The sequence below is a fragment of the Microbulbifer maximicatervae (SeqCode) genome, from assembly GCF_052467065.1.
Genome location: NZ_CP174299.1, coordinates 1375635 through 1388316, shown reverse-complemented (window position 1 = coordinate 1388316; position 12682 = coordinate 1375635). Strand labels below are relative to the sequence as shown.

Sequence of the window (12682 nt, the reverse complement as noted above, 5' to 3'; positions counted from 1 at the left end):
GACCTACAGGTGCGGTACGGTCAGGCTAGAGACCTTGCTACTGCTGTAGGGCACTGTGATGGTGTAATTGGTATTTTCCGGCTTCTGGTAGATATAACCCTGAGTATCGATGGCCAATACTACACGGTGGCCAACCGGGACATCGTAGCTGGTGGTGAAAAAGTCCACTTCGAACTTTTGTTTTTGCCCAGACTTGTCTGAATGCAGGGTAATGGGGGCATGAGTTATCAGGCGTCCCAATCCCAGCGGACCCACATCGTAGAGGTGCACGTTAAGTTGCACTTCTTTTTTGCTGGGTTCCACCCACATTTCGAGTTTGGGTTCGCCGCGAATCTTCAGGGTTTCCCACTGAATCGGTGATTTGTACTCGATGGCGTAGTAGCCGTTGATAGCGATCATGGGCGCGTAAATGGGGATACCGAAGCCTTCCAGTGCATCGGAAACCAGCGGGATACCTGTGCCTGCAAAGGTATCTGAGCCGCCGTGGAATTCATTACTCCAGCTCCAACCGTCGTACTTGTCGCTCTCCATTTTTGCATTGTTAAACATGGTAAAGCGTGGCTGCAGGTACCAGGTGGTGCTTTCGTCTGTTACCGGGTAATCCTCGAATTGCTCCAGCTCATTGCTGATACGCACAGTCATATCCACCTTGGGTTCGGTGTCGATCCCGTTGTCCTCGCCTTTAAGGTGGTGGTCGAACCAGCGGAAACTGGTGGACCAGATATGGCCATTGTTACCGGTAAGAGTCTCGGTAATCGCGTGGGTGCCGGGGTTTAGCATGAGTTTCTTGGGCCCTTCGAGCAGGGAGTAGAAATCGGTCATGCTATTCGGCTTAAACAGGTAGTCGGCGAAATTGTTTGAGAGCAACACCGCTGTGCCGTTTTGATTGATTTCGTCCACGTAACTCATTGCGGAGCGCTCAGCACCGAAATTAATTACCTGTTCCATATTTTCGCCGTCGCGCAGGTTGCTCCATACCTGCTCGAGTTCGGCCTCTTTCTGGAAGGCCGTAGTAACAAGCAGCGTGCCCCATACCAGGTTGACGGTTTCATTGGGGTACAAAGCTTCTACTACATCTGCCCAACCGGATAGCGCAGCTACTGCATCGACGCGAGGGTGCTTGGCGGCACTCAGTAGTGATATTCCACCGCCGTAGGAAATTCCGGCCATACCCAGCTTGCCCACCGGGTAATTGGTTTCCAGCCAGTCGATCAGGACTCCCACATCGTTAAGGCTGTTATCCCCTGCGACGTCAACAAGCCCTCCCGAGTGCCCAAATCCCCGGGTGGAGTAGCTGAGCACCAGGTAGCCGTTTTCTGCCAGCTCTTTGGCCTGGAAGTGGTACTGGTGCTTCTCCAGCCCCCAGCTGTTGGTAAAAATAACGGTGGGGTAACCGTCTGCTGGTGCAGGCGTCTCCGGGATAAATAAGTTCGCATCCAGGACCGTACCGTCAAAAGAAGTAATATCCACGTCGGCGATATATTCCGGTGCCGACCAGGCATGAGCAGACATTAGGGCGCCGCCAAGCAGCGCCAGTAGTGGCTTGGTATTCATTAGTTTTCTCTCATCTGATGAAATCATTATTATTTTTTTGACCAGGATTCCCTCCTTGGTCGACCCCGTACTATAGGAGTTCATCCTAGTTTTGTACGTAAACAGGGCTAAATTTGAGACGTTTGTCTCGCTTCATGTCGCAATCTGCTGCAGAAAACTGTCTGTGAATAGCTATCTATTTTGTGTCTTTCCGGTCACACAAAAACAGGCGAAAAGCCGTTTTGTGATCAAGTTGATCTTTTTTTGATCAGTGAAAACCGGTACTGTGTCGTCTTCGCTAATCAGCTAGGGAGGGCTTCAGCAACAATGACTCGGTGGCCCGAACTATGGTTTCTCGTTCAGTTGTTCTATTAGTACTTTGTTTCGGATTTATCGCTTCAGCCTACGCCGCGCCGCGCAGCTTGGGGCAGGTGACCTGGTATGAAGTCGACAGTGATAATTTTCGCGTGATTACCGATGGTGATCCCAACGCAGTCAAAAGTCTGGTAGCAGACCTGGAGCGCTATCGCGCAGTGGCCTTGGAGTTACTCGATGCAGATCCAAAAAGCGAGCGATTAACTATTTATGCGGCCGCAGACCGGGACACCTATGCAAACCTGGTGGGTGTTGAGCTGGCGGATATGACCAACGGTTTGTTCGATACATCTGCGGAGGGTAACTATGCCCTGGTAAACCTGGATGGTCGCAGCGTTGAGAGGCAGCTCAAAGCGCGCGAATTCCTGTTCCACGAATACACCCATTTTCTGAGCTATAACGGCAACACTACCCACTACCCCTATTGGTATAGCGAGGGGTTTGCTGAATTTATGGCAACCATGTCCTTCCCGGAAAAAGGTACCTACGAAATTGGCTCCATTCCCAGCGAGCGGGCCATGACCCTGATGTATACCGGTCTTATGCCGCTGGAGGACCTGTTGCGCGCGACGGTGTACAACACTGATGCGGACGAAAAAGCGGATGTCTATGCCGGAGGTTGGATTCTGTCTCACTGGTTGATGATGAAAAGCGGCAAGCAGGATAATTTCGATAATTTCGTCAAAGCCTATAACGATGGTGCCGACCCAGTACTCGCCCTGGAAGAAGCGCTGGGGATGTCGGTGAAAGAAATTGAAAAGGCCTATGTCGCCACTTATAAGGCGGATAGTTTTGAACATTTTAGTGGCGCTATCCCCGCGGACTTTAAAGAGGCCAGCCCTACGGTTAAACGCCTCAGCAAAAGAGAGTCGGTGAGCATCCTGGCTGGATTTATCGCCCAGTCCGGTTACAACCTGCTGGCTTTGGATGAGTTGATTGAATATGCCTACAGTACGGGTATTTACAGTACTGAGCTGGCTGCGATTAAAGCGAGTGCCGATCTGCGATTGGGTAATTTCCCCCAGGCCAGCCACCTTTTGGCCAGTGTCCCCACTAAGGACCGGGGCCAGCTCTGGTACTTGAGTGCCCATGCCTGGTTAACGGTTAATCAGCAGGCGGTGGCGCCCGGTAGTAAGCGGGATCTTCGCAGCTTGAAAATGGCGCGGGAAGAGTTCGACTTCCTGGTGAAGGAAGAACCGAAAAATGCATCTCACTGGTTTGGCCTGGCGATGGCTATGGAGATGCTGGATTACCCCCGAGAGGAATATCTGGAAAAGCTGGAGCAGGCTTACAAGCGTGCCCCCCGTGAGCTGCATATTGCCCAGTGGCTGGCAGAAGAGCTCTACCAAAAGAAAGATGCGGAGTATTTTGCCCGAGTGGCGAAGCCGCTGATGTTCGAGCTCCCAGACGAGGAGCAGAACAAAGAAATAAAAATGAGGTTGGCAGAGCTGAAGGGCAAACCCAAGTCATCATAGCAACCATAAGAGCGCTCACTGAATAAAAAAGGCTTGTCACTCTGTGTAAGAGACATCCGACATTCGCCAACGTATATTTGCCCGGCAATTGACTTTGCCGGGCTTTTTTTTAGGGGATAATTTCCCTGCAAACTGGTACGATTTCTGTAACAGCGGCAATTCCATATTGCGAAGCATAGCGAGCGCGTTAAGGGTAATGCTTCTCATAGAATAAGAAAGGGTGCACTGTGAGCAGAAAACGGTTTTTCGTTATATTTCCGCTATTTGTCTTAATATTGCTGCTTGCCGCATGCGAGAGTAATAGAGATCCTGTTGTAGAAAACTCAAAGGTTTTAACGGAATCTCCCCAACAACCGATACCAACGCCGCAGAATAAACAGCCCGCAAAGCCGCAGTTTGAAAATTATGTAGAGCAAGGAGATCTGCCAGCCCTGTTAGAGCGAGGTGTATTGCGCCTGTTGGCTCCAAGGGGCCCCCAGGAGAGCGCCTTACCACGAGAAGGACTACCTGCAACAGAGTGGCGAAAACTTGCGGAAAATTTTGCTCGTAGCCGGGGATTAAAGCCTCAGTGGGTTTACGTAGATAACTTTTCCGATTTAATTCCGGCGGTTATTGATGGACGTGGGGATGTAATCGCCACCAATTTTTCCCGCACCGAAGAACGCAAATTATCACTGGGTTTTACCCGCCCATTACAATATGTTGATGAGTTGCTAATTACTCATAAAGAGTTCGAGGTGGAAGAGGCTGTGCCCTTGCAAGTTGTGCTGCGGCGGGGCAGTGCATTTGCTGAAACCCTGGAGCAGCAAGTCGATAGGGAAAATTACAGGATCACTTACCTCGATAAGCCGGTTGCAACCAGCGAGCTTATCGCGGCTGTAGCAGCGGGTGAATACCCCGCAACAATTATTGATAGTAATTTGGCCGATGTACTTCTAACTGATTACCCTCAACTCACAGCCACCACAGAACTCGATTCCCGCAGGCCTATAGCCTGGGCTGTACGCAAAGGTGCTATCGCTTTGAGGCGTGAGTTGAATGAGTTCTTTACCGCAGAATTGGTATTGGCCAGTCAGAACCGAGAACAGCCACTGAGAGATTGGCAGGCAATAAAGGAGAGCGGAACTTTAAGGGTGCTCACTCGCAATCACCCCGCTTCCTACTTTATCTGGCGCGGTGAGTTGATGGGGTTTGATTACGATCTGCTAAGGAAGTTTGCTCGTGACCATAAATTACGCCTGAGCATGGTTGTGCCCGATAAGGACCAGGATTTGGTCGAGGCATTGAATGATGGAATGGGGGACATGATTGCTGCATCCCTTACTGTTACCGAGGCCCGCCGCCAGCAGGGATTGGCATTTTCCAAGCCTTATATGACAGTTACGGAACAGGTAGTAGCGGCAAAATCAAAGGTGCCTGATAAAGAGCTACCCCTTCCAGAGAACCTGCTTTCTGGGCAAACAGTAGTGGTTAATCCCACCACGAGCTATCACGAGAGTCTGGTCAAAATAATGGAAAAGCAGCACGGGCAAGATATGGTGCCGCTACAGATCCATCGTCTAAAAGGCGCTACCAGTGAGTTTCTTATTGATGCAGTAGCCAGGGGTATTTTTCCCTATACCGTAGTTGACTCACACTTGGCCGCCATTGAGAGTACTTACCGGGATGACTTTACTGTAGTGGGGGAGTTGCCAGGGGAGCGAGATATCGCCTGGGCCGTTCGAACTGGCCAGCCGGTATTACTGGAACAACTGAATAACTTTCTGAACAAGCACAATCGGGACCTGTTCTTTAACGTTACTTACAATAAATATTTCAAGGAACAAAAGCGTATCCTCCGACATCAAGGGCAGCGCCTGCGCAGCACTGATGAACTATCGCCCTTTGATCCCATAGTAAAGAAATATACTGAGGCTACCGATCGGGATTGGCGTATGGTGGTTGCGCAGATGTACCAGGAGAGTCAATTTAACCCCCAAGCGCGCTCCTTTGCCGGTGCTCAGGGCTTGATGCAGGTATTACCGCGGACAGCACGACAGATGGGAGTTAAGAATTTGTATGATCCTGAAAACGGTATCCGCGCAGGTGTATCTTATTTGGGGTGGCTGGATAAACGTTTTCCTGAAAATATACCCCTAGAGCAGAAGATCTATTTTACCCTGGCTGCATATAATGCGGGTCACGGTCATGTCAGGGATGCCAGAGCGTTAGCCCGACGACTGGAGTGGGACCCTAACCAGTGGTTTGGCCATGTTGAAGAGGCCATGTTGCTGTTGTCCCAGCCTGAATACTATCGCGATAGTCGTTTTGGTTACGTGCGCGGCAGGGAGCCAGTTAATTATGTGCGTGAGATACGGGATAGATATATTGGATATTTAGGAGTTGAGCGCCATCAGAACTATACAGATATTGATGGCAGCATTGCTCCCGATTAATTAATGCATCCCATCAGTGGGCCTCTGCAAGCCAGAGGCATTGTGGGTTTGCTCAAGGGTACTTTATTATTGCCCTTTAGCTCCAGCGCAGCTGTATTGCGGAGGCGAGAGTTTCTTGCGGCCCAACTTTAGAGGCTCCACCAATCAAGTAGAGGCTTTCTCCTAGGGCTACTGCTCCGTGACCGTGCCGTGCCTGGGGCAACTGACCCTGATTGTTCCAATCATCTGTGACTGGATCGTAAATCCAAATATTGTTAAATGCTGTACCAGTCTTCCAGTTGCCATTGGGGCCAAATGCCTCACCGCCGGTAACTATTAATTTATTATTTAATGGGGTTACTGTGAGTCCGGCAGCAGCCTGGGGTAGGGGGCGGATCTTTTCCCATTTATCCAGGCTGGGGTCATAAACTTCGGCATAAGTTAGATTCCTGGCCTTGCTACCATTGTCGCTAACCTGGCGGCCACCAACAACATAAACTCTGTTATTTAAAGTTGCCCCACCTGCGGAGTTTCGCTTGATACTGGCTGGTGCTGCTTGCTCCCAATAATCTCCTCTTGTAAGCACATAATGAAAATTTGTATCTCTATTTTTAGACTGTTCGTTGGGGGCCTTACCGCCAATAACATGGATGTCTTCCCCAATGTTGGTGTAAATAGATTCAGCCAAGGGCCGGGGGAGAGGGCTGGTTTCTATCCAATGCTTATATTCGCTGGATAGTTTATAAACGGTATTTCGGGCTTGCCAAGCGCTATCAGAATCGCCAAAAAAACCACCGATGCCATATAGGCCGTTGGAGTTACTGGCCATACCGAGGTGATGCCTTACCTCAGGTAAATTGGGCCCATGCCTCCAGTTTTGTTCCCTTGTAGAAAAGATATGTGTTTGTTTAGTTGGAGAGAGACCGAAGAAAACTGCCGCATCCGATGGGATAAATCCCCCTGCTACATAGATCTCACCAGAAAAGACTGCGGGGTAAATCTCCTGTAAAGGCATTTCCAGGCTGGGAAGACTTGATATAGATAGACTGGAATTAGCCTCTTTAGCGGTTAGATTGACTCCACCGAAAGTAAGGGAAGCTAAGCTGGAATATTTAATAAAGGATCTTCTGGATAGCGCCATGGTAACAAACACTTTCATACTGACTGATAAGGGATACCTATTGACTATAATTTTTTACCTAAAAATAGGCTAAAAGGGTCATTTTTATAGTGACTGAAAGGGGCGCAATCGTCAAATCCATAACGGCGATAGAGAGCGATTGCGGGAGCAAAAGCTTCAGCGCGACCTGTCTCCAGCTTTATCTCTTTATATTTACGTTGCTTTGCCTCCTCCAATATTCTTTCTATCAAGGCGCGGGCAACGCCTTTGCGCAGGAATAGAGAATGAGTTTTCATGGATTTTATTTCGCCCAAATCAGGGTTGATCTCTTTTAGGGCACCACAGCCGGCCAAAACTCCATCAATTCTCGCTCCCCAAAAGGTAATCATGGGGTCATTTAACTCATCAGGATTTAGTGCGTGAACGCTCCCAGGTGGGGAATGTCGGTACATTTCCCGTAGATGAGCTTCAAGAAGATTGTTAATGGAGCCATCGGACAGGTCGTCTAATTTTACTGATATATACATCTTTATTTGATTGTCTTTCTTTTTAAAACAATGGTTTAAGTAGGGACGCCCGTTAATTTTTTGGGCTTTGAAATGTCACTGTAACAAGATTTTTAGAGAAGAATAAGTATAAGTTAGCTGGTGCAATAGATATGCTTTATTCGGGGGCATTTAGATAAAATATGCACCGTTTTATTACGCGTAATACCCGGCCAAAAGCCTGGTAAGGGAAACTAAGGGCTGGATATTGCCCTTAGTTCAACATTAATAGCTAGTTTAAAGAAGATCTAGAGTAATCGCTTCCCGATATTGATACAGCGTTCACCGGAATAGCGATGATTTTTTAGTGCTTTTACCAATATGGGCTTAAGTTGTGGTTTTTCTTTTAGTGACTTAGTAATCTCATTTACATTTTCTCTAGAACACATTAGCGGTAGGGCGTAAGCATAAGCAGTAAGCAATTCCTGAGATTCATCTTCATTGACCTGAGCCAGTGAGTCAAAAATCGGTTGGCCGTGGATGTTAAATAACTCTATTTGCTCTGGTGCAAAAAGGGACTCTGTAATTTTTCGAATTTCGCTTAACTTGAATTTGTCTCGATTAGATATAAGGTTAGCTACCCACTTTGATTTATTTTCGGGTTGGGGGCGAATAACTTCAGCAGAAAGTGCGTTGAGTTTAGATCTGTCGGAGTTATCTTTTTCCAATTCTCTTGTGATTGCCTGCTCATAATCTGAGAACAGATAACGATTCTGCAACTTGATAAGTTTCCAGCGCATATCAGGATCGAGTTCCAGTCCTTTAATGGCAAACTCTCCCATTAATAGGTCTCTAGCTTGACTTAATGCTGGAGTGGAGTGGGCGATATTGGTAAAAATACCAAACCAGACTTTTTGTTGATCACTACCTTCAGCCGCCTCTAGTAGTTGCCCCCAGACGAAGCTCTCAACGGTCTGAGTAAGTTCGTTACGGCGCTTTGTACTTAGGGGGATTTGAGTCAGGAAATCGTAAGTGAATTCAATATATCTGGCATTCAAACGAATAATATTGATGTCCTTTTCGTCGGCGCCATTATTCACTATAAAACTAATATACTCATCCAGAGGGAGCTTTGCGTCATAGGTGCTATCAAATAGACTTTGCCAGAACATTAGTCGTGCAAACGGTTCTTCAATATCATTGATATGCTGAGCCATATTCTTGATGGTAACTTCATCCAGATTTACCTTCACATAGGCCCAATCTTCTTCATTGGGGTATAGCCCCTCTGGGCAGGATAGCCCCACGGCTTCTTTTACTTCGGTTCTGGCACCACTATAAAGCACTGGAAGGGTTGCAACCCGTTTCATACTTCCAGCTTTCATTTGGTAAAACCCCAGCTGTGTGCGCTGTTCCCTTAATATCGGATATTCCTCTGGTGCTGTTTGCTGAATTACCAGATGATTGATTTGGTCATCATCGCACTGGAAGCTGGCTTCAATTGTGTTGAGGCCGGCCTGGTAAAGCCACTGTTGCTGCCAGGAATTAAGATCTTTATCCGCAGCTTTGCCCAGGTGGTTGATAAAGTCATTGAGGGTTGAATTGTCATAAGACAAAGCCTTTAAGTAATTACTGACGCCTTTGCGAAATTCTTCTTTGCCCAAATAGTAGGGCAATTGCTTGAGTACTGAGCCGCCTTTGCCATAAGTAATTCCATCAAAATTGGCAAAGGCTTCGTCAGTATTGTTGACTGGTAGTTGAATAGCGTGGGTAGTGGGGCGTTGATCAGTGTGGTAAGCCCATTGCTTGGCGCCTAAATAATAGTTCTCCCAAGCGGTAGTGAATTCGCTATTTTCGGCTAGAGCCAGATTGGCCATGTAAGTGGCAAAACTCTCATTGAGCCAAAGGTCATCCCACCAATTCATGGTGACCAAATTACCAAACCATTGATGGGCCAGCTCATGGGCAATAACATTGGCGAGGCGCATCCGCTGGGCCTGGGTCTTTTTTCCTCGGGATATGTAAGAATCGTTAAATGTTACAGCCCCAACATTTTCCATAGCGCCGGCGTTAAAATCAGGTACTAGTATTTGATCATATTTTTTAAATGGATAATCAATTTCAAAGTAGGGCTGAAAGAACTCAAAGGATTGTTTGGTGAAGGTAAACCAGTCTTCTGTTTTTACGTAATTTGCCAGGCTCTGTCTTGCCATTAAGCGAAGGGGAATATCTCCTGCCTTGTCTTCCCAGATGTGGTAAGGACCTGCATGTAAAGAGAATATGTAAGATGAGAATTTCTTGGTTTGAGGAAAAAACCAGTGGTTTGATTTTCTTTTCTCTTCTACTCTCTCCTCTCTTTCCGCGCTAACTACTACCCAGTCTTTTGGAGCCTTTACATCCAGGGTGTAGCGTGCTTTCAAATTGGGTTGGTCAAAATGTGGGAATAGGCGATTGGCATCATAAGGTTCAAAGTCCGTATATAAATAGACCTTTTCGTCTTTGGGGTCTTTAAAGCGATGTAATCCTGAGCCATTGTTAGAGTACGGGTGTTGATAATTCACCGTAATCGTGTGGGATTTTTCTGGTAGATTTTGATAATCAATAGAAATAAAGTAGTTGTTGTACTCAAATGGAACAGATCTTCCATCGACCTGGATTGAATCAACCGCACCACCGGAAAAATCTATAGTGAGCGGCTGTTCAAGTATTTTTCTAAAATTGATATCTGCGTGCACAATTCCGGAGAAGTTTTTAGCTTGACTATCCAGATTGATGCTCAGCCGATAGTCCACTTCAGCAATTTGCTGACGACGAATGTCAGCATAAGATTCTGAAAGTCCTGGGGCTGTGGTTCTAATAGGAGATGAAATTTTCTTTGTTGGTAAGTTTATTTCTTGCTTAGTAGTTCTTTGCTCACAGGAACTTAATAAAATACCACATAGAATCGCTATAACCACTTTGTACTTTAGTAATACATTTGTAAGGCGAATATATTTGTTCATGGCGCTATTTTTAATATAGAGTTATTGAATTACTATTTGCGATTTACTTTGTATCATTAAAGATAGCTAGGCGGCGATATAAATTTTCCGTATCAGTAGGGGGAATCTTTTATACAGAGTGAGAAGGAATAGGTTCTGGCTACTGGCCGTTTGCGACCTCAGTAATTGATTCCGCTAATGCGTTGATAACTCCGTCAATCTCCTCTGCCTGTGCTATAAATGGGACGCCGATTTGCAATGTGTCGCCGCCGTAGCGAATATAAAAGCCTTTTTCCCACATCTTCATAGCAATTAAGTAAGGCCTGAGTAATGGCTCATCTGGAGCTGATTCGATTGTTAGGCCTGCGGCAAGTCCACAATTACGAATATCTTCTATTAACGGTAATCCATTGAGTTGATGGATATGGTCTTCCAGGATATGGGCAAGCTCCGCAGATCTCTCAAATAAATTTTCTTTCTTTAAAATATCCAGTGTCGCCAATGCCGCTGCGCAGGCTAGTGGGTGCCCAGAGTAGGTATAGCCGTGGGGAAGCTCCAGTTGGTATTGAGGTCCTCCATTTTCCATGAATATCTCGTAGATATCTTGACGCACAGCCACAGCGCCCATGGGAACAGCGCCATTTGTAAGCTGTTTGGCTGTATTGAGCATATCCGGGGTCACTCCAAAAAACTCTGCTCCGGTGGCTTTCCCCATGCGTCCGAAAGCGGTAATGACTTCATCAAATATCAACAATATGTCGTATTGAGTACATATTTCCCTAAGGCGATGGAGATAGCCTTTTGGTGGGGGCAATACTCCCGCAGACCCCGCTACGGGCTCGACAATAACAGCGGCAATGTTTTCAGAACCGTGCAGTTTGATAAGTTCCAGCAACTCGTCTGCCAGGAAACTTCCCTGTTCAGGCTGTCCTTTAGCAAAGCGGTTATGGGGTAAAAGGGTGTGGCGAAGGTGGTCAGAATCTAAAGATGAGCCAAAGATTGCTCGATTAGCGCTAATACCCCCCACACTAAGACCGCCAAAATTAACTCCGTGATAGCCTTTCACGCGTCCGATAAATTTTGTTTTCCCTGGAGCGCCCATCTTCTGCCAGTAGGCTCTAGCTATTTTTAGAGAGGTTTCTGCGGATTCAGAGCCGGAGTTTGTAAAGAAAATACGATTGAGCCCCATGGGCATCATCTGGCTGACACGCTCCGCTAGTTGGAAGGCTCCCGGGTGGCCATATTGGAAAGCGGGGGCATAATCCAGAAGGGCTGCTTGTCGGGTAATGGAGTCAATTATCTCCGGGCGGTTGTGTCCGGCACCACAGGTCCACAAGCCAGAGAGACCATCGAAGATGGGGCGGCCATCAGCACTATGGTAATAGCAGCCGCTGGCTGAGGTAATAATACGGGGATCTCTTTTGAATTGGCGATTCCCGGTAAAAGGCATCCAGTAAGCATCGAGCTGCGATTTACTAAGTCCCGCTGATTTGTCGTTCATTTTTATTTTCCGACATTTGGCCTTATCGCATTAATTTTGGACCAACTTTTCTACTTTATAAATTGATTCTCACTAACTTTAGTTTCATAAGTGGGATTTATTAATAGAGTATTGAAGTATTGCCTATGGCAGGAGTTGAGTGACGGGGGAGGGTTTGCCGGAATGGTCTAAGGGAGAGAGGGAGATGAGAGGAGAAAGAGAACCGGGGGCATTAGCCCCCGGTAATATTGCTGATTAAACAGCAGTGGCGATTCTGTCCACATAGGGGGCGAGTTCTGGTTTGTTCTCCAGAATCTCCTGCCGGGACAGACCGTCGATCTCGTGGGGGAATACCAACCACTCTTCGGTCTTGTGGATAAAGTAATCCGGCTCGCGCTTGGCCTTGTTGTTCTTCGGCTTGTAGTAAGGGGTCGCGATACGAATCTCCGGCGTGTTCTTCTTACAGGCAGCGCGCAGGTCTTCGATAGTTTGCTCAATACTCAGGCCAGAGTCGTGCACATCGTCCACGATCAACAGGGAGTCGTGGGACTCCAGGCGCTTGATCAGGTAGTTCAGGCCATGCACGCGCACTTTCTTGTCACGCTCACCGATACCGAGATAGGAGGAAGTGCGGATAGCGATATGGTCTGCATCCACTCCCATCACGTGCAGCAGCTCTTGTACAGCGATGCCCACAGGAGCGCCACCGCGCCAAACACCGACAATATAGTTTGGGCGAAAGCCGTCCTTATAGATTTGCTCGGCGAGAGCATAAGAGTCTATCAGGAGCTGCTGTGCGCTAATAAAGTGCTTTTTCAT

8 protein-coding genes are annotated in these 12682 nt (G+C 47.4%); 2 read left to right on the top strand and 6 right to left on the bottom strand.

Annotated elements, in window-relative coordinates; translation table 11 throughout:
* Positions 1–3 precede the first annotated feature (3 nt).
* Entirely contained in the window at positions 4–1554 is a 1551-nt protein-coding gene (locus ACJJI1_RS06090) for an alpha/beta fold hydrolase (protein ID WP_444958849.1), read from the bottom strand.
* Positions 1555–1880: 326 nt separating this feature from the next.
* Here ACJJI1_RS06090 and ACJJI1_RS06085 point away from each other — a divergent pair, with 326 nt between their 5' ends.
* Both ACJJI1_RS06085 and ACJJI1_RS06080 read left to right on the top strand, forming a co-directional pair.
* A complete protein-coding gene (locus ACJJI1_RS06085; RefSeq protein ID WP_444906998.1) occupies positions 1881–3383 on the top strand; it encodes a hypothetical protein in 1503 nt (500 codons plus the stop codon).
* Between the two features lie 227 nt (positions 3384–3610).
* Positions 3611–5818, top strand: a complete 2208-nt coding sequence (locus ACJJI1_RS06080) for a transporter substrate-binding domain-containing protein (protein ID WP_444958848.1) — start codon at positions 3611–3613, stop codon at positions 5816–5818.
* 76 nt (positions 5819–5894) lie between these two features.
* On the opposite strand, the gene ACJJI1_RS06075 is transcribed toward ACJJI1_RS06080, so the two are convergent.
* The 5 genes from ACJJI1_RS06075 to ACJJI1_RS06055 form a co-directional block, all read right to left on the bottom strand.
* The gene (locus ACJJI1_RS06075; protein WP_444958847.1) at positions 5895–6938 is read right to left on the bottom strand and encodes a Kelch repeat-containing protein; all 1044 of its coding nucleotides are present in this window, start codon (positions 6936–6938) and stop codon (positions 5895–5897) included.
* Between the two features lie 44 nt (positions 6939–6982).
* A complete protein-coding gene (locus tag ACJJI1_RS06070; protein WP_444907001.1) occupies positions 6983–7444 on the bottom strand; it encodes a GNAT family N-acetyltransferase in 462 nt (153 codons plus the stop codon).
* 266 nt (positions 7445–7710) lie between these two features.
* Positions 7711–10404, bottom strand: a complete 2694-nt coding sequence (gene pepN, locus ACJJI1_RS06065; RefSeq protein ID WP_444958846.1) for an aminopeptidase N — start codon at positions 10402–10404, stop codon at positions 7711–7713.
* Between the two features lie 139 nt (positions 10405–10543).
* Complete coding sequence (aptA, locus tag ACJJI1_RS06060) at positions 10544–11884, bottom strand: omega-aminotransferase AptA (RefSeq protein ID WP_444958845.1); 1341 nt, start codon at positions 11882–11884, stop codon at positions 10544–10546.
* 234 nt (positions 11885–12118) lie between these two features.
* Complete coding sequence (locus tag ACJJI1_RS06055) at positions 12119–12682, bottom strand: phosphoribosyltransferase (RefSeq protein WP_413663623.1); 564 nt, start codon at positions 12680–12682, stop codon at positions 12119–12121.

Bases quoted from the DNA above. Each gene is read 5' to 3' on its own strand.
- ACJJI1_RS06055 (WP_413663623.1), bottom strand. From the start codon at position 12,682: ATGAAAAAGCACTTTATTAGCGCACAGCAGCTCCTGATAGACTCTTAT.
- ACJJI1_RS06085 (WP_444906998.1), top strand. From the start codon at position 1,881: ATGGTTTCTCGTTCAGTTGTTCTATTAGTACTTTGTTTCGGATTTATC.
- ACJJI1_RS06070 (WP_444907001.1), bottom strand. From the start codon at position 7,444: ATGTATATATCAGTAAAATTAGACGACCTGTCCGATGGCTCCATTAAC.
- pepN (WP_444958846.1), bottom strand. From the start codon at position 10,404: ATGAACAAATATATTCGCCTTACAAATGTATTACTAAAGTACAAAGTG.
- aptA (WP_444958845.1), bottom strand. From the start codon at position 11,884: ATGAACGACAAATCAGCGGGACTTAGTAAATCGCAGCTCGATGCTTAC.
- ACJJI1_RS06075 (WP_444958847.1), bottom strand. From the start codon at position 6,938: ATGGCGCTATCCAGAAGATCCTTTATTAAATATTCCAGCTTAGCTTCC.
- ACJJI1_RS06090 (WP_444958849.1), bottom strand. From the start codon at position 1,554: ATGAATACCAAGCCACTACTGGCGCTGCTTGGCGGCGCCCTAATGTCT.